The following is a 16,602-nucleotide window of genomic DNA, read 5'->3' as shown; positions in this document are numbered from 1 at the left end:
GCCGGCTCAGGCTACGGTACGAATCACACGTTTCTCCTGTCAACACGAAACAGCGAAACCACATCGAAGCGGCGGGCCGCGCCGTAGGAACAGGGCCAAGTGCTGCATTCGGCGCATGCACCGACATCGGACGTCCCTTCCGAACGATCATGTGTCCCACGGCGCGAGCTTCGCCCGGTGCTCGTCAACCAGGAAGACCATCGCCTTCTGGATCGGCTCGTGCGCATACGTCCGCACCGCGTCCACGAGGGTGCCAGGCTCGAAGCCGGGGCGTCTCGCTTGCCTGACCAGGTACCCGCCGACCGCGCAGAAGAGCTCCGTATCTGGCAACGCGCGGGTGACCATCTTCTCATGCCGCTGCGTATCGATCCGGCCCGCGAGCGGGGCCAGCTCGACGGAGAGCGGCGAGCGCAGCATGGCGTCGACGTGACTCGCGTCACTAACGGTCGCCGCGCGCGCGAGCTGGAGGTGCCAGATGAGGTATCGACGCAAGCGCCGCTCGGCGAGCTGCTCCATCTTGCTGCCGTGCTCCATGATGTCGAACGAGGAGATGCCGTGCAGGACCATCCGCAGCCAGTGCCGGAGCCGCGCGCGCGCTTGGTCGCGCGCCCTCGGACCGCCGATGTCGAGCTCCATGTTCATGAGCGCTCGAACCGCGAAGGCGTCCGCCGCGCAATCTACCTGCTCGAGCACGAAGCAGGCTCGGCCCACGGCGAGGTGGTTGGTGCTGCGCAACGTCTGCCAGTCGTGGACGAGCTCGTGGAGCAGCAGCAGTTTCGCGAAGTCTTGCTGCTGTTGTGCGGTGCTGCCGCGGAGCGCCTCGAGCAGGCCCTCGCCGAGGGTGTAATGCCCTTCCAGGGCGCGTAGCTCGAACGCATCGTCGTCCCTCGCCTGCCTCGCCTGATCGAGCTTCTGGAGGCGAGCGATGAATTTTTCTCGTTCGGAGGCCGGCAGGATGCCGTCCGGCAGGTGCTTTGGTTCCAGATACGTCTTCAGCTCGGCGATCCCATCGGCCATGGCATCGAGCACATCCCGGCGTGCGTTCACGTCCTCCGCGCCGCGCGAGATCTCCGGCTCGGTCCTCGGGTTGAACGGGAGCGAGTAGACGCGCTCGTAGCCCGGAGCACGGTACTCGGTGAGCCAGATGTCCTTGCCGAGCACCTTGGGGTTGATGGCGCGCCCGACGGCGAAGGCGACCTGCACCGGGCCGCCGATGAAGAGCGAGAGACCCGAGCGGTCCGGGTAACGGGCGGGAGCGCGCGAAAAGAACTCGGTGAGCTGCAGTACGAGCGCCGGCACGTCCTCCGGCGTGAGGCGCAGAGGGGTCGAGGAGCAAAGCTTGACGACGCTGGCCACGTGGTCGCCCTCCTCCTTGATGAAGTCGCGGAAGACGTCCCTGGAGGTGTCCCTGCCGGCGGTGTCGATGTAGATGCCGACTCGCCCTGAGCTCGGCACCTCCTCCGCGGGCAAGCCGGCCAGAACGTCGAGAAGGAGCGGCCTCTCCCCGGCTGCGGTTTCCATGGAGAAGTGCTCCCAGCGTCCCCCGCCGGGCGGCTGGTTGAGCACCACCTGCCTTCCCCCGAAGTTGGAGAGCAGATAGCCCAGGTGGACGAACACCGCGAGCGGGCCGCGACCGCCGATGAAGAGGACCGTAGGCCTGTCGCCTCGGATCGCCTGGACCTCGGCCACGAGCTTCTCCACGGCGCGACCCACGGCCGGCCAGTCGATCGGAGAGGCGTCGGGCGGAGACGCGAGCCGGGGGGCCCCGAACCGCGTCAAGAGCAGCGTCTGGCGGTCCTCGCGCTCGTGCGGGAGCGTGTCCCGGAGCTCGTCGACCGAGACGGCAGGGTAAAGGTCGACCAGGATCAGGATCTGGAGTTCGTTGTTCGCCATGATGGTTCGCTCCTGATGAACTGCTCTATCGCCCCTCGGGCAGCGGGAAGTCGTCGCCGAGCTGTTCTCGGAGCGCCTGGCAGGCCGCGCGCGCATCCGAAATTTCCTGGGCCCTCGTCAGCGCGGACAGGAGCGCCCCGAAGCCGTCCTTGAAGCCGAGCATGCTCGCGCTCGTCATGTTCGAACAGAAGTCGTAATCACGCGAAACAGGGTGCTGGATCCGCAAACGTGAGACGTATCGCTGCTCCTCCGTGCTCCAGCTCGACTCGAACCGGTTCAGCACCCGGGTGACGAGGCCGCTCAGCGCTCCGAGATCGTCGTACCCGACGGTCTTCCCGAACACGTCCTTCTTCACGGACGGCTCGAACCAGTGGTGGGCAGCGACCGTCAGCGCGATCCCCTTCGGGGCGTTCCTGCCGTACCTCGACAGGCGGAGTTCCTTCCAGCGCTTCAGGGCGCGGACGACGCGGCGGAACTGCTGCGCGTGCTCCCCCGTACGCCCGCTCAGGATGACGTCGTGGAGCTCCTGCGGGTCCGACGGCTCCCAGCGGCGCTCGTCCGCCCTCTGTCCGGGCTTGCCCTTCGCGATGTAGTCCTTGCCGTCGGCATTCCTCTTGCCACTCGAGTAGATCGCGAGGTCGACATGGTAGATGTCTTCTCCGCGCTCCTGGTAGAAGACGGTGACGCATGAACGGCGCACTTCGACCTTCCTGGTGTGACCGTCGAGCGCCTTGTGGACCCACCCCTTGACGACGACGGGATCCGAATAGTCGTTCTTCGACAGATCGAAGCGCAGGCCGACGTCGATGTCGAAGTCGCCATCGACGGGCTTCACCCCGATGTTCATCGCGTAGCTGCCCTGGTTGAAGGGCTCGTAGGACGGGATCTTCACGCCCTCCACGCGCTGCCGCTTGATGCCCTCGCTCAGCTTGCGGAGGATGCGCTCACGCTTCTCCGCGAGGATCTGCTTCTCATGGTCCCTATCGAACCGGATGGCCTCGTCGAACTGCACGAAATATTTCTGCACGTCTGCCACGGGATGGACCTCCAGGAACGGCTCCACAGGAGCGCGGGATGGACGGCACTCCGGGGCGACCGCTGGCTGCTCGGTCGCTCCCACCGGGGGAAGACGCCGCTCCGAAGGAAATCGATCGCGGGCCCTGTCGATTTCTCGACCAGCCCTACCCTCGGCTAGCGCAGGCCGTCGAGCTGGCCGAGCACCTCCTGCATGGCCGGCCTCGTCGATGGGACCTTGTTCAGCATCCGGCCGACGAGCTCGCGCAGCGCCGGCGGGCTCCGCTCGTCGAGCCCGCCCAGCGGCGGGCGCTCGAACAGGTGGAGCGCCATCAGCTCCTTCGGCTCGTCCGCAACGAACGGCAGGCGGCCGCACAGCATCTGGAACAGGAGCACGCCGAGGGAGTACACGTCCGCCGCCGCGCCAGCGGCCTTGGGCTTGATCCACTGCTCGGGCGCCATGTAGTCCCAGGTCCCGAGCAGCGCGCTCCCGCCCGTCGAAACGTGGCCGGCGGCGATGGGCTCACCCCGTGCGTCCGACCTCACCTTGGCGAGGCCCAGGTCGGCGAGCCGGACCTGGGCGGCGCCGAGATCGTGTGCGTCGAGCAGCACGTTGGCCGGCTTCAGATCGCGGTGGACGATCCCCCGGGCGTGCAAGGCGAGGAGCGCGGTCGCGATCTGGGACGCGAGGCGCGCCGCGGTCCTCGGCGGCAGGGCGCCGTCCGCGTCGGCGAGCGCACGCGCGAGGTGGGTGGGCAGCCGCTCCAGGATCATATAAGGCGCCCCTGATGGCAGGGTCCCCGACGCGAACAGGCGGACCACGTGCGGGTGCTGGATGCTCCGGAGGACGCTCGCCTCGTTCCGGAACCGGGTCGCGATCTCCTCATCGGCGCACCACGCCTCGTGCAGGACCTTCACCGCGACCGGCCTCGCACCCTGGCCGGCGCGCGCCTCGTAGACATGACAGATCTCCCCGATGGCCAGGATGCTCACCACCTCGTAGCCCTCGATCCTCACGCCGGGCGCCAGCATCAACGCTCCTCGCTTCCCTCTTCCCCGGGTTCCCCGAGGCGCGCCAGCCGCTGCGCCTCGATCCGTTCGACCCACTCGAGCATGGGTCGAAGCTCCGGGGCGCACGAGGCGTGCTCGGCGATGAACGCGCCGGCGTCGATGCGCTCTCCGGCTTCACGCCGTCGCAGGTACGAGAGCAACGCTGCCCTGGCGTCCTCCTTCGGCTGGGCCGCCCGACGGGCACCGTCCGCCGCAGAGGCAGGCTCCGCAGCGCCAGTCACGCGCTCCTGGAGCGCCTCGATGCCTCTGTGCAAGAGGCCGCGGATCGCCGCGTCGGACCTCTCCATGCATCGAGCCGCGTCGGAGACGCGAAGACCTTTGAGGTAACACAGCCAGATCGCCGTCTTCTGCTCCTCCGGGAGCTCGAAGACGCGACCGAACACCTGCCGCCACTGCTCCTCGTCCGCGGCGGCCTGGCTCGGGCTCAGCTGAGGCACGAGGTGCTTCTCCTCGTCGAGCGGCACCTCGCCGGCCCTGTCCCGCTTCTTGCGGGCGGCCGCGCGGAAGGACTGGATAGCGCAGGTCTCCACGATGCTCTCCAGCCAGGAAAGCCACTCGGCCGCCGTCGTCCCCCTGAAGGAGGAGATCCCGCGAGAGGCCCTCTCCGACGCTTCCTGCACGAGGTCGGACGGGCGTGTGATATCCGGCTGCTTCCTCCTCAGCCTACGGGACGCCCAGTCCTCGAGGAGCGGTGCGGACCACTTGAATAGCTGCCGCATCGCCGCCTGATCTCCGGCCCGTGCGCGCGCGATGAGCTCCTCCAGAGGAACGGCTTCCTGGCCCATAGAAGAATGCAATCCATCGTACGCCGCGGGGCGGACGTTGCAAGGCCGCGTTCTGGAGGGCGCAAGTTGGGCGGTGATCATGGAGGGGGCGCGGAGCGCGCCTCGATCCGGATGGATGCCGTTCCGCGCAAGATCGATCGCGGAGCGCTCATTTATTTTTTCTGCCGGCTCACGGGCAGGCCAGGCGCCTGAACCGCACGTCCTCCGGGTCCCGCTCGACGAACCCACGCGCCACCTCACACCGGCGTGCGCGCGCCTCCGCGGCGCGCGTCCGCCCTCCTCGGGCCCCCGCCAGTTCCTCCACCCCCCGGAGGCTCTGGCACAGGAGCAACCCGTACTCCTTGTGGGTCGGGTCCCCTGCATGCAATGCCTCGCCTGTGCCGGCGGCCTGCTCGTAGAGCGGCAACGCCTCGGCGGCCTGGCCTCCCTCCGCCCGCGCCGCGGCCAGGGCCGCCTCGGTCTTGCTCAGGATCAAGCGGAAGTACACGTTCCCTGGCTCGCCCTGGAAGAGCTCTCTCGCGAGCTCACGGGCTTGCTCGATGTGGCCCACCGCGACGCGCAGCTCTCCGCTCCTGCGCGTGGCAGCCCCCAGGGCGGCCAGCGCTTGCGCGATCAAGGAGCGGTTGTATCGCTTGCCCTCTTCGTCGGGCTCGTCGATCTGCTCGAGCAGACCGAGGGCATCCTTGTATCGAGCCGCGGCGGCGGATGCATGGCCGAGCTCGAGCTGGGCCTCTCCTTGCTCGGAGTAGCTCGTCGCGAGCGTGCGCCTGTAGTTGTTGGGCTCGACGGAGCGCACGCCGCTCAGCACCTCCACCGATCGATCGAAATCTTCGCGGGCGAGCTCGTATCGCCCGTACGCGAGGTTGAGCTTCCCGCGCTTCGAGTGGGTCCACCCGAGCCTCATGCGCAGGATCTCGCTCGACGGGTCCTTCGCAAGACCGAGCCGGATGCGGTCCTCTGACTGCGAGACGAACGCGTACGACTCGGACAGGCGCCCATTCGCTCGAGCGAAATCGCTGCGCCGGAGCTTGATATCCACCACGGCGCGGATGACGTCCGGTTCGTCCTTCTCCTCCTCGCGCAGGGACGAGAGGTTCTCGTCCAGGTGCTCGAGCAGCATCGCCCGGATGCTCGACGTGTACAGGACCCTGCCGAGCTTCCAGTCGAGATCGCCGACCAGCTCTCTCGTGGCCATGAGGATGTGTTGCCGGTTCTTCTCGGCGCGCTGCCGTTCTTCCTCGGCGCGCTGCCGCTCCTGCTCCGCGCGCTGCCGTTCTTCCTCGGCGCGCTGCCGCTCCGTCCAGGCCCAGAGCGCCGTCGCGGAGATCGCGACCACCGCGGCGCCCAGGATCAGGATGAGCGCTCGCCGTATCAAGAGACGTCGCCGCTCGAGCTTCTCCGCCTTTCCCAGGAACGTGCGCGCCCGCTCGCTGGCCATCCGCAGGAGCCGCCCCGGGTCGCCCGCCGCGCCGATCTTCCCGCGGTAGTGATCCAGCAGGGAGCCCCAGGGCAGCCCATCCTCGCGCCTCCCTGATTGCGCCCACGCGTGCGCCGCGACCTCGAGGTCGGCGTGCCGCTCGAGGAGCGCGCGCTCGGCCTCGATCCACCCGACGATCGCCGGGACCTTCTGCAGCAGCGTCTCGTGCACCAGGTCGACGCGCTGCTGGGACGGCTCCGCCGGAGGGTCCGCGGCCATCACGACGAGCCGCAGGCTCTCGGACGCTGCCGGCGATTCCCCGGCCGGCATGCCCGAGATCCGCAGGAGCACGTCCTCCGCCAGCTGGTCGCCTCCCGCGGCAGCGAGGACGTCTCCCCGCGTCCTCGGGCGCCGGGTGTCGGGGACGCCGCGACCGACCTGGACGAGATCGAGGATGAGCCATTTGGCCCGCTCTCGCCCCTGCTCGCCCAGCGCATCGAGGAGCAGTGCGGCGTGGCGCGCCAGCGCGCCGCTGACCCCGCCGATTTGCTCGTAGTGGTCGTGGGTCAACGCGCCCGAGGCGCGGGACGACCAGAGGCTGCGGAGCGTATGGCCCAGGAGCGGGAGCCGCGCGTCGGTGCCGGCCGCGTCGCGCACCATGCGCGCGGGCAGCCCCTCGGAGAGCCGGAGCCCGGCCCGGGTGGCCATGCCGAGGATCACCTGTTCGAGCGCCTCTCCATCCATCGGCCGGAGGTGATAGCGGCACGCCTTGCTGTTCAGCGCCCGCGCCAGGCCGGGCGCCTGCTCCAGCCGATGCAGGTAGTCGCTCCTCAGCGTCGTCAGCAGGCGCAGCGGAGAGCGTTCACCTGCGAGGCACGCCGACAGCAGGGCGTCGACCTGGCGCACGTGAGCGCCGCCCAGCGCGAAAAGCTCCTCGAGCTGCTCCACCACGAGCAGCAGCCTGGCTCCCGGGGGAACACAGCGGGAGAGGAGCGCGGCGAGCGCATTTCCTTCCGAGCGCAGCGCGGTCTCTATCTCTGCCTGAGCCCCTGCGGGCTCATGCGCTGCGCACACCGAGGCGACCGCGGCAGCGAGGCTCTCGATCGGGTCCTCGGACGGGCGGAGCGTCACGACGAGCCACGGCGCCGCCCCTGGAGCTCGCTCGATCAGCCTCGGCAGGAGCCCGGCCTGCACGAGCGACGATTTCCCGGTGCCGCTCGGCCCCTCGATCTGGAGCCAGCGCCTGGCGCCTTCCTCGCGCATCTCCTCGAGGACGGGCACGAGCTCTTTGATCTCGACATGGCGCCCGAAGAACAGCTCGGCCTGCGCCTCCGTGAACGGCTGTAATCCCGGGAAGGGGCACTCGTTTCTTTCGCTCGCCCACGACCGCGCGAGCATGTCTCGGCAACGGACCATCGTGGGTCGTTGCTCCGGCGCCTTGGCCAGCATCGAGGAGACGAAGGCGCTGAGCGCCGGGGGCACCGTGGGCACGAGCTCGTCCAGGTGCGGGGGCTCCTCGTGCACGTGGTGATAGAGAAGCTCCACATCGTCCGTCGAGACGAACGGCGGCCTCCCCGCGATGAGCTCGAACAGGACCACGCCGAGCGCGTAGACGTCGGCCCGGTCGGTCACCTCCGCGGCGTTCCTGCACTGCTCCGGTGCCATGTACGCCGAGGTTCCCAGGAAATTGTGTGCGGCGGTCTGAACGTGCGTATCGCCCCGCTCGTCGCTGGCCGGCGGCACCTTGGCGATACCGAAGTCGAGGATCTTGGGCTGGAGGCCGAGCGGAGCCGCCTCGTCCGGGACGAGGAGGACGTTCTCGGGCTTCAGATCGCGATGAACGATCCCTTTTGCATGGACCTCGCTCATCGCGTCGGCGAGCTGCCGGCCGATCGCCAGCGCGGCGTCGAGCGGCGCCGGCCCGTTCTGCCGTTGCACCCACGCGCGGAGCGTGGTGCCTTCGAGGTACTCCATCACGAGGTAGGCGGCGCCGTCCTCGCGTCTATCGCAGTTGTGGACCCGCACGATGCCCGGGTGGCGGAGCTGGGCGAGGGCGCGCGACTCCTGGACGAACCGCGCCACGAGCTGGGGGTCTCCGGCCGACTCCCGCGAGAGGACCTTGAGCGCCACCTCCTGGCCCATGTGCTGGTGGACCGCGAGGAAGACGCGCCCGACGCCGCCGCTGCCGATGGGCTGGACGAGTCGATAGGGACCGAACCTGTCGCCCGGAAGGTCCATGATCGGGTGGGCGGAATCTAGCCGATGATGCTCCGGCAGGACCAGCGCGCCGGCGCGAGGCGCTCTCGCTTGCCGGCGCGCGGGCGCCGCAGCAAGCTGGCCGCGGGATCGCCCGAGGGCCAGAGGGGAAGCCGAGATGAGCCTCAGCGCTGCGGGAGCCGCGCTCCAAGGACACGACTACCAGCACCTCTTCGCCTGGTATCACGCGCTGCGAGCGCTGATGCCGGCGGAGGACGTCGACGGGATCGCGATCGAGGTGAAGAACGCGGGCAACGTGGACGACGTCGTGGTGCGCCGCCGGACGGCGGCGGACGAGCACTTTCAAGTGAAGTACTCGGTGGACGGGCGCCACCCGATCGACCGGGCCTGGTGGATCACGCCGGCGACCGACAAGGGGAAGAGCCCTTTACAGATGTTCTGGAAGAGCTGGCAGAGGCTGTCGCGGGACGGACAGCGGCCGAAGATGGGCCTGTACACGAACCGATCGCTCGACGTGTCCGATCCGGTGCTGGCCTTGCAGGACGGACGCACCGGCACGCTCGGCCCGAGGCTGCGGCTGGCGGCGCCGAGATCGAAGGCTGGGCTCGGGCGAAAGCGCTGGGCAGGCCATGTCGGCGTCGCGGAGGCCGACCTGCTCGAGATGCTCGATCACCTCGTCCTGCTCACCGGCCAGCCGGGGTGGACGGGGCTCGCGACGAGCGTCTCGGATCGGATGGCCGCTGTGGGGCTGAGGAGCGATGAGCTCGCGGTGGAGCAGGGGGTCCAGATGATCCGTGGGTGGGTGACGGGGGCCCGGCAGGAGGTGGATCGACAGGTGCTGGCCGCGGAGATCGCGCGCCGCGGCCTGCACGGCGAGGCGCGCCGGGCGACCGTGGTGGTGCAGGCGATCGATCGCGATCCCTGGGCGGCCGGGGCGACGGAGCACCTCGACTGGGTCGATCGGTTCGAGGGCGACCACCCCCGGGCGCGCCGGCAGCTCCGCGATCCGCGGGACTGGAACGGGCGCTTGCTGCCGGAGCTGGAGGCGGCCGAGCGCCGCATCCGCGCGCTCGGGTTCGACCGGGTCCTCGTGCGCGGCGACATGCGCTTGCCCGCGTGGTTCGCGGCCGGCGTCACGTTCGGCGATACGCGCAAGTTCCGGGTGGCGTGCGTGCAGCGCGGCGAGCGGTGGAGCAGCGACGTGGCGTCTGACGAGTTCCCGCTGCGCGTCGGCGCGCCGGTGGAGCTCGGGGCGGGGGGCGACCTGGCGGTGGGGCTCAGCGTGGCCAACGACATCTCCGAGGACGTGCTCGCGTATCTGCGGCGCAGCGGGCTTCCCGTCGGGCGCTTCGTCGAGATCGCGGCCGCCCCTGCGCCGAGCGACACGGCGATCCCGGACGCGGCGCGCGCGAAGGGGTGGGCGCGCGCGGTGAGGCAAGTGGTGCGCGAGCAGGTACGCGCCACGGGAGCGCGCAGGGTGCACCTGTTCCTGTCAGGGCCCGCGGGAGCAGCGCTGCTCCTCGGGCACCTCTGGAATCGGATACCCGGCACCCAGCTGTACGAGGATCTGAGCCCGGGTTATGGGCCAGCGTTCTTCATCCCCGGCTGATCACTCCTGCCCGTCGGGTGCGGATTCGGCTTCGCTACGGTTCGAGAGTCGCAAAACAGCCATGGCCATCGCGCGCAGCTCGTGAGGTGGCGGGCGCGTGGTCGCCCAGTCCGACACCAGGGCGGCCAATCGTCGGGCGACGTCACAGTCACCTTGGTGTACGATGAGCGCCGTCGTCACCTCTTTTGCCAGGATCGCTTCGAGAGCGTCCCCCATCGCGCGAAGGGTCCCTACCCATTCATCCATCGGAAGGTCGGCCCCCGGCGGGCCGGCATCGAGCGCTTCCACGATCGCAGAGGCGCAGTTCAGCCCGCCAGAGAGCGCCTCCGCCACACGCCGTGCATGTACCATCTGTCCACCTCCCTATTTCTCGAACGAATATCGACAAAGCCACGTCCCGAGCGGCCGAATGACCGTGCAATTGTCGCCATTCGAATATTGACAAGAGCACGTCCACGTGGGCTTGCCACCTTTACACCAGTACAGATCGCCGAATCCGCTGCTCTTGCTGTATGGATGCGAAGCTCGATGGACGCAGTAGGCGCCGATCGCCTCGCACTGGTCCACGCACGCACTGCTCCCCGGAGACGCGCAGGCGACCTGGGCTGCCGCCTCGACGGCTTCGCTGCACTCGGAAGGCTCGTCCCCGTCTCGCGGCGCCGGCGGCGCGTCCCCGAAGCCTCCGGCTCCGCCCGTGGTGATTACGCCGCTGCCGACGCTTTCATCACGGCCATCCCGGAGATAGCACTCGCCCATGTCATAGTTGCACGCTGCAGCGGAGACACAGATCAGGATCGAAACGACTTTCATTTCTCCTCCAATCCTCAATGGGGCCGCCGCGTTTCTGCGGCGGAGAGCGGTGAAGCTGGCGAAGGGCTCGAAGCGCAACATGACGCCTCAATGGGGCCGCCGCATTTCTGCGGCGGAGAGAACCATGCCCAGGGTAGTGACAGGGACGCTCTGTGAGAGACTTCAATGGGGCCGCCGCCTTTCTGCGGCGGAGCGACGAGGAAAGCGAAAATCTGCGCGCGCTCGATGAGCTGCTTCAATGGGGCCGCCGCATTTCTGCGGCGGAGAGGCTGAACGACCCGCGCTTCCAGAACCTCTGGCTTCTGCTTCAGTGGGGCCGCCGCATTTCTGCGGCGGAGAGCGTGGAGAAGTCGGCCACGCGCATCACCGACTGGTGGATGCTTCAATGGGGCCGCGGCATTTCTGCGGCGGAGAGCTGACGAGGCCCATGTCGCGATCCCGTTCCCACACCTTGCTTCAATGGGGCCGCCGCCTTTCTGCGGCGGAGAGGGCTGTGGAAAGCTCACAAGAAGGCCAACCTGCAGCTTCAATGGGACCGCCGCCTTTCTGCGGCGGAGAGTACCTGAGAAACCCGGTCATCCTTTGGGCACACAAGCTTCAATGGGGCCGCCGCCTTTCTGCGGCGGAGAGGTGAGCATCTCGGAGGTGCGGGCGCGGTCAGTCCTGCGCGCTTCAATGGGGCCGCCGCCTTTCTGCGGCGGAGAGGGGGAGCACGGGGCGTCTGGTCAAGGCGTTGCGGCTGAATCCGCTTCAATGGGGCCGCCGCCTTTCTGCGGCGGAGAGACGCTGGCGTGGTCGCTGAACGGCGGCGGCACCTTCATCGATTCAATGGGGCCGCCGCCTTTCTGCGGCGGAGAGATGGCCTACTGGCCGCAGAAGCTCCGCGTCAAGGCCATGCTTCAATGGGGCCGCCGCCTTTCTGCGGCGGAGAGGGATGGAGCGCACGAGCGCTTGAATCACGCGCGAGCGCAGCTTCAATGGGGCCGCCGCCTTTCTGCGGCGGAGAGTCGGCCCGGCGGTCAAGGCGCTCGCGTACGAGATGAGGCTTCAATGGGGCCGCCGCCTTTCAGCGGCGGAGAGCCAGCCGGTCACCTAGCGCAGGACCGAGACGGTGCTCAGGCTTCAATGGGGCCGCCGCCTTCCAGCGGCGGAGAGCGGAGGTGTCTGCTGAGTTCTTCCACACGCCGGGCTTGCTTCAATGGGGCCGCCGCCTTCCAGCGGCGGAGAGCGGAGGTGTCTGCTGAGTTCTTCCACACGCCGGGCTTGCTTCAATGGGGCCGCCGCCTTTCAGCGGCGGAGAGTTCCCGAATAAAACGACCTTCAAAGCCACCATCAAGCTTCAATGGGGCCGCCGCCTTTCTGCGGCGGAGAGCCCCCCTCCGCGCCGGAGTTATGCCCAGGAACACAAGCGCTTCAATGGGGCCGCCGCCTTTCTGCGGCGGAGAGCGCACCTTCGGGCGCAGCAAGCCGCAGAGGGTTGCGCTTCAATGGGGCCGCCGCCTTTCTGCGGCGGAGAGGTGACCATCGACCCGAGGACGAACCGGCTCATGGTCTCGCTTCAATGGGGCCGCCGCCTTTCTGCGGCGGAGAGGTGACGGGGGTCGAGGAGGCGGCCCGGGGAAAAGGCTGCTTCAATGGGGTCGCCGCCTTTCAGCGGCGGAGAGCGCGCCCAAGAAGGTGGCGCCCAAGCTTCAATGGGGCCGCCGCCTTTCAGCGGCGGAGAGTCGCGGGACGGAATCTAGAGGGACATGGAGGACGCGATGCTTCAATGGGGCCGCCGCCTTTCAGCGGCGGAGAGACGAGCTCTCAAAGGTGCTCGTGCTTGCGAGCCCATCAGTATGCTTCAATGGGGCCGCCGCCTTTCAGCGGCGGAGAGTCGCGCTGTCGATGCCAACCGGCGTGTCGTACCCAAAGCTTCAATGGGGCCGTCGCATTTCAGCGGCGGAGAGGTGGACGGTGCTCGATACGACCGCTCGCGACTACCCGGCGCTTCAATGGGGCCGCCGCCTTTCAGCGGCGGAGAGCATGCCCTCTGGCTTCGGGACAATTACCAGTTCCAGCGAGCTTCAATGGGGCCGCCGCCTTTCAGCGGCGGAGAGCTCGCGTGAGAGTGTGAGGCGCGCGATCCGTTGCTCGCTTCAATGGGGCCGCCGCCTTTCAGCGGCGGAGAGATGCCGTTCTGGCCGTCGCTGGCGTCGAGAGCAGCTATGGGCTTCAATGGGGCCGCCGCCTTTCTGCGGCGGAGAGTACGCGGACAGCCCTACCGTCGGCGCCGGCAGCCTCTGGCTTCAATGGGGCCGCCGCCTTTCAGCGGCGGAGAGAGCTCGGGCGCGGCGCCGCCCCCGTGGCGGGCGAGAAGCTTCAATGGGGCCGCCGCCTTTCAGCGGCGGAGAGGGGGGGATCTACTTCGGAGACAGCGAGGCGGAGAGGCTTCAATGGGGCCGCCGCCTTTCAGCGGCGGAGAGCGCGCCCGCGCCGGTCCCCTACCTCGACCCGGAGGAGTGCTTCAATGGGGCCGCCGCCTTTCAGCGGCGGAGAGCCCCACCGTCGAGTTCTTCGTCAGCACCCGCACGCGGCTTCAATGGGGCCGCCGCCTTTCAGCGGCGGAGAGTCGCCGCTGTCGCCGGATACACAGCCGGCATGCTCGAGAGGCTTCAATGGGGCCGCCGCCTTTCAGCGGCGGAGAGCCCACGCCGCACCAGGTGACACGCGCCCCGCTCGCCGCTTCAATGGGGCCGCCGCCTTTCAGCGGCGGAGAGTGCCACTACCACTTGAACGGGGAGCACATTTCAACGAGCCTGCTTCAATGGGGCCGCCGCCTTTCAGCGGCGGAGAGGAGGTACGGCTCACGGCGCACTACACCCGCGACAAGCTTCAATGGGGCCGCCGCCTTTCAGCGGCGGAGAGATTCCGATCCTCAGACTGTCGGAGCGCCCGGGACGAGCGGCTTCAATGGGACCGCCGCCTTTCAGCGGCGGAGAGAGCCCTCGCGGGCTACGAAACATTTCGCACACTTACAACCCGGTTTGCGAGAGGTTCCCGCCCGACCCCTCGCTCCGGCCGCCGGGGGTCGCTCCGCGCCCCCCGGCCATCACCAAATCCTTCGTCTTTTCAAACACCTGCCAGCCTTGCGAGCGCCCCCCGGCTTTTCCGCGTCACTCCACCGCTCGCAGCCGGTCCTCCTGTCCTCCTTCTACCACGCCACCTGCCCCTCTCGCCCAGGCCTTCCGTTCCGCTCGTCCGCCTCGCCGCTCTGCCACCGCACCGCCACCGCTGCACCCGCACCTCCTCCGCGTCTGCACCATCGCCTCCACCTTTCCTCAAGCTCCCCTTGCCCCACGGCGTCCCCGGCTCGGCGGCCTCTCCGGACTCGCCCCCACCTCGCCGATTTCCGCCCCGGCGAAACGCTCACCTTCCGAGCTGGGGACCGCGCCTAACGCGCCACGGACCGGGGCGCTGCCCCTGGGGGCCCGCTGCCCATGCCAGAGCCTCGTCCTCGCAAGCGACGGTTCCCTTCCCCCGGCGCCCTGGCGCGGCATGGCTCTCCTGAACGCAGTCCTCCGCCTACGGCACGCAGGGAGCACCCTCGCCGAACTCCCTTACCGACGCACGCGACGCATCTCACGCCAGGTCGGAAGGTCCAGCGCGCGCTCGTGCTGTTCCTCGGTTCCGCAAGCACAAGGTCGCCGCTGCGCTCCCCATCATCGACGGCGCGACCGCCTGCTCCCGCACCCGCTCCGCGCGCATCGCGCTCCGCGACGCCCAGCCGCAGGCTCGCCCCCCCTGCCCGACGACGCCTGGGAGAGGAGCATCGTCCTGCCCTTCGCTGAGATGCGCTCGTACTTCCGGAACCGCGCGGCGCGATGGCCTCGGCCCGGATCGCCTCGACGACGTGGGGCTGGAGCCCTCCGCCGATGCGCTCGCCGCATGGCTCGTGGATGCGGCAGCCAACGGACGGCAGTTCGCCGCTGACGCCTCCCCCGGCTCGGTCGGCCCCGCGCTGACCGATGAGCCAGCACGCCGCCGTCCGCCCTCCTCGCTGCTGCCGCCGCACGCGACAGACTCAGCCGCTCCGCCCCCCGGCTCAGCGCCTCACACCACCACGGCCACCCGCTCCGATGGGACGCACGCCCTCCCGAGCGACGCGATGGCGCTCAGCCCGCGCCCCTTCGCAGGACCGATGTCGATGATCAGCACCTGGTCCACCCTCGGATCGATGATCTGCCCGAGATCGCTCCGCAGCTCCACGAGCTCCCTGCGGCTCAGCTCGCACTGCCACACCGAGAGCTGCAGCCAGTCGCCGTACCCACGCATCGCCTTGAAGATCTTGCGCAGCCGCTTCGGATCGCAGACGTCGTAACTCACGATGTAGCTCTGCCTCACGCCGGCCTCCTTCGCTCGCTCTCTCCCTCGCTCCCTCGGCCCGCGCTCTCCCGCGCCGTGCCTTCATTCACCTCGTCCTGGACGACGCCTTCACCGCGTCCGGAACGACGGGTACGCCTCCACCTCGCCGAGCAGCACCCGCGCGAGCAGCCGCGCCTTCACCTCCAGCACCCTGCGGTAGCTGATCCGGTATCCGAACACCGGGTGCGTCACCAGCTGGTCCATCCGCCGCTCGTAGGCCTGGAGGAACTTCTTGCGCCCCGCGGGCCGCAGCGCCACCGCGCCGCCGAAGCGCTGGAAATCGTCCGGCGCCACGACCCCGTTGTTGATCGCCGCCACGACCACCGAGTCCGCCACGATCGTCCGGAACTCCTCCATCAGATCCAGCGCCAGCGCCGGCCGACCGAAGCGCGGCTGGTGATAGAACCCGAGCAGCGGATCCAGCCCGACGGTGCCCAGCGTCGTCGCGAGATCCTTCGCGAGCAGCGCGTAGGCCAGCGACAGCAGCGCGTTCACCGGATCGCGCGGCGGCCGCCGGTTCCTCCCCTCCAGGTCGAACTCGCCCCTCGCCTCGCCCGCGCCCTTCAACATGCCAGCGAACGCCCCGAAATACACCCGGGCCGCCGTCCCCTCGATCCCGAGCAGCGACGGCAACGACGGCGCCCCCGCGGCCTTGCGCGCGAGCTGGTCGAGCTCCGACAGCACCGCCGCCTCGGGCGCCGCGTGGTTGCGCCGGAGCATCGTCCTCGCGTTCTTGATCTTCGACACCACGACGCCGCGCGCGAACGACAGGCAGAACGCCTCGTCCGCCGCCGCCCGGTGCTGCGCGACCCGGAGCTCGACGTTCCTCGACTCGAGCCCCGTCGCGCGACCCAGGGTGTAGCCCCCGTACGTCATGAAGCAGAGAGGTATCCCCCGCTCCAGCAGCGCCCGCATCGCCTGCGTCGAGATCTGCACGTTGCCGAGAAGCGCGACCTGCGACGTGTTCGAGAGCCGCGCCTCCGTGTGCCCGCCAGCGCGGCTGGTGATCACGAGCCGCTCCCCCGCGAGCCCGATGCGCGCCCCCTGCTCCTGCACGTAGACGGGGAGCTTGTCGTCACGCGCAGGGTGGAGGCGCCTGAGCTCCGCCCCGGCCTGCTCGTCCGCGTCCTCGGACCTGACGTCCGCGCCCGCGGCGCCGGCGAGCCCCCACGGGTCCACGTCCAGCGGGCCCAGCTCCTCCGACCCATCGGCCTTGATGGGCGGGTGCCCTTTCTCCCCCTCCACCGCCGCGTCGAGATCTTCCCCGTCGAGACGCCGCAAGAGGTTGGTCTCGTCGGGCAAGCAGATCCCCACAAGCGAGCAGCCGTTGCACTTCGAGCTGTCGACGAGCGACGGTGGAACGGCACCCCCCTCTGGACGTC

At 69.1% G+C, this 16,602-nt stretch carries 9 protein-coding genes and 1 CRISPR repeat array; of the genes, 1 reads left to right on the top strand and 8 read right to left on the bottom strand.

Translation table 11 applies throughout. From position 1 onward, the window contains the following. Positions 1–147 precede the first annotated feature (147 nt). From WMF29_RS01490 to WMF29_RS01470, 5 genes are all read right to left on the bottom strand, one after another. Complete coding sequence (locus tag WMF29_RS01490; protein ID WP_437327129.1) at positions 148–1,893, bottom strand: hypothetical protein; 1,746 nt, start codon at positions 1,891–1,893, stop codon at positions 148–150. Between the two features lie 25 nt (positions 1,894–1,918). Further along, positions 1,919–2,929, bottom strand: coding sequence for a cyclic GMP-AMP synthase DncV-like nucleotidyltransferase (locus WMF29_RS01485; protein ID WP_437327128.1), 1,011 nt, complete (start codon positions 2,927–2,929; stop codon positions 1,919–1,921). A gap of 155 nt (positions 2,930–3,084) precedes the next feature. Then, positions 3,085–3,939 (bottom strand): serine/threonine-protein kinase, encoded by an 855-nt coding sequence (locus WMF29_RS01480; RefSeq protein ID WP_437327127.1) that lies wholly within the window; start codon positions 3,937–3,939, stop codon positions 3,085–3,087. After that, positions 3,939–4,991: a sigma-70 family RNA polymerase sigma factor gene (locus WMF29_RS01475; RefSeq protein WP_437327126.1), complete on the bottom strand. Its 1,053-nt coding sequence runs from the start codon at positions 4,989–4,991 to the stop codon at positions 3,939–3,941. The genes WMF29_RS01480 and WMF29_RS01475 overlap by 1 nt, the downstream gene beginning before the upstream one ends. Next, positions 4,933–8,418 (bottom strand): nSTAND1 domain-containing NTPase, encoded by a 3,486-nt coding sequence (locus tag WMF29_RS01470; protein WP_437327125.1) that lies wholly within the window; start codon positions 8,416–8,418, stop codon positions 4,933–4,935. The genes WMF29_RS01475 and WMF29_RS01470 overlap by 59 nt, the downstream gene beginning before the upstream one ends. 136 nt (positions 8,419–8,554) lie before the next feature. Between WMF29_RS01470 and WMF29_RS01465 the strand changes: the two genes are divergently transcribed. After that, positions 8,555–10,006 (top strand): SAVED domain-containing protein, encoded by a 1,452-nt coding sequence (locus WMF29_RS01465; protein ID WP_437327124.1) that lies wholly within the window; start codon positions 8,555–8,557, stop codon positions 10,004–10,006. On the opposite strand, the gene WMF29_RS01460 is transcribed toward WMF29_RS01465, so the two are convergent. From WMF29_RS01460 to cas1, 3 genes are all read right to left on the bottom strand, one after another. Beyond that, entirely contained in the window at positions 10,007–10,357 is a 351-nt protein-coding gene (locus WMF29_RS01460) for a hypothetical protein (RefSeq protein ID WP_437327123.1), read from the bottom strand. It abuts the gene before it with no gap. Positions 10,358–10,827: 470 nt separating this feature from the next. Further along, positions 10,828–13,798: a CRISPR direct-repeat array (repeat unit 36 nt; unit sequence GCTTCAATGGGGCCGCCGCCTTTCAGCGGCGGAGAG). A gap of 1,110 nt (positions 13,799–14,908) precedes the next feature. Beyond that, on the bottom strand, positions 14,909–15,199 hold the full coding sequence (cas2, locus tag WMF29_RS01455; RefSeq protein ID WP_437327122.1) for a CRISPR-associated endonuclease Cas2: 291 nt from the start codon (positions 15,197–15,199) through the stop codon (positions 14,909–14,911). Between the two features lie 90 nt (positions 15,200–15,289). Next, positions 15,290–16,522 carry a CRISPR-associated endonuclease Cas1 gene (gene cas1, locus WMF29_RS01450; RefSeq protein ID WP_437327121.1) on the bottom strand — a complete coding sequence of 411 codons (1,233 nt, stop codon included), beginning with the start codon at positions 16,520–16,522 and terminating at the stop codon, positions 15,290–15,292. Between the last annotated feature and the right edge of the window lie 80 nt (positions 16,523–16,602).

Origin of the sequence: Sorangium sp. So ce381 (genome assembly GCF_051473845.1) — a bacterium.
GTDB lineage: Bacteria > Myxococcota_A > Polyangia > Polyangiales > Polyangiaceae > Sorangium > Sorangium atrum.
The sequence above is the reverse complement of the archived record's forward strand: the minus strand, read 5'-3'. Positions and strand labels throughout refer to the sequence as shown.

What these genes read in the sequence shown, in the direction of transcription:
- WMF29_RS01490 (WP_437327129.1), bottom strand. Translation starts at nt 1,893, where the DNA reads ATGGCGAACAACGAACTCCAGATCCTGATCCTGGTCGACCTTTACCCT.
- WMF29_RS01480 (WP_437327127.1), bottom strand. Translation starts at nt 3,939, where the DNA reads ATGCTGGCGCCCGGCGTGAGGATCGAGGGCTACGAGGTGGTGAGCATC.
- WMF29_RS01470 (WP_437327125.1), bottom strand. Translation starts at nt 8,418, where the DNA reads ATGGACCTTCCGGGCGACAGGTTCGGTCCCTATCGACTCGTCCAGCCC.
- WMF29_RS01465 (WP_437327124.1), top strand. Translation starts at nt 8,555, where the DNA reads ATGAGCCTCAGCGCTGCGGGAGCCGCGCTCCAAGGACACGACTACCAG.
- WMF29_RS01460 (WP_437327123.1), bottom strand. Translation starts at nt 10,357, where the DNA reads ATGGTACATGCACGGCGTGTGGCGGAGGCGCTCTCTGGCGGGCTGAAC.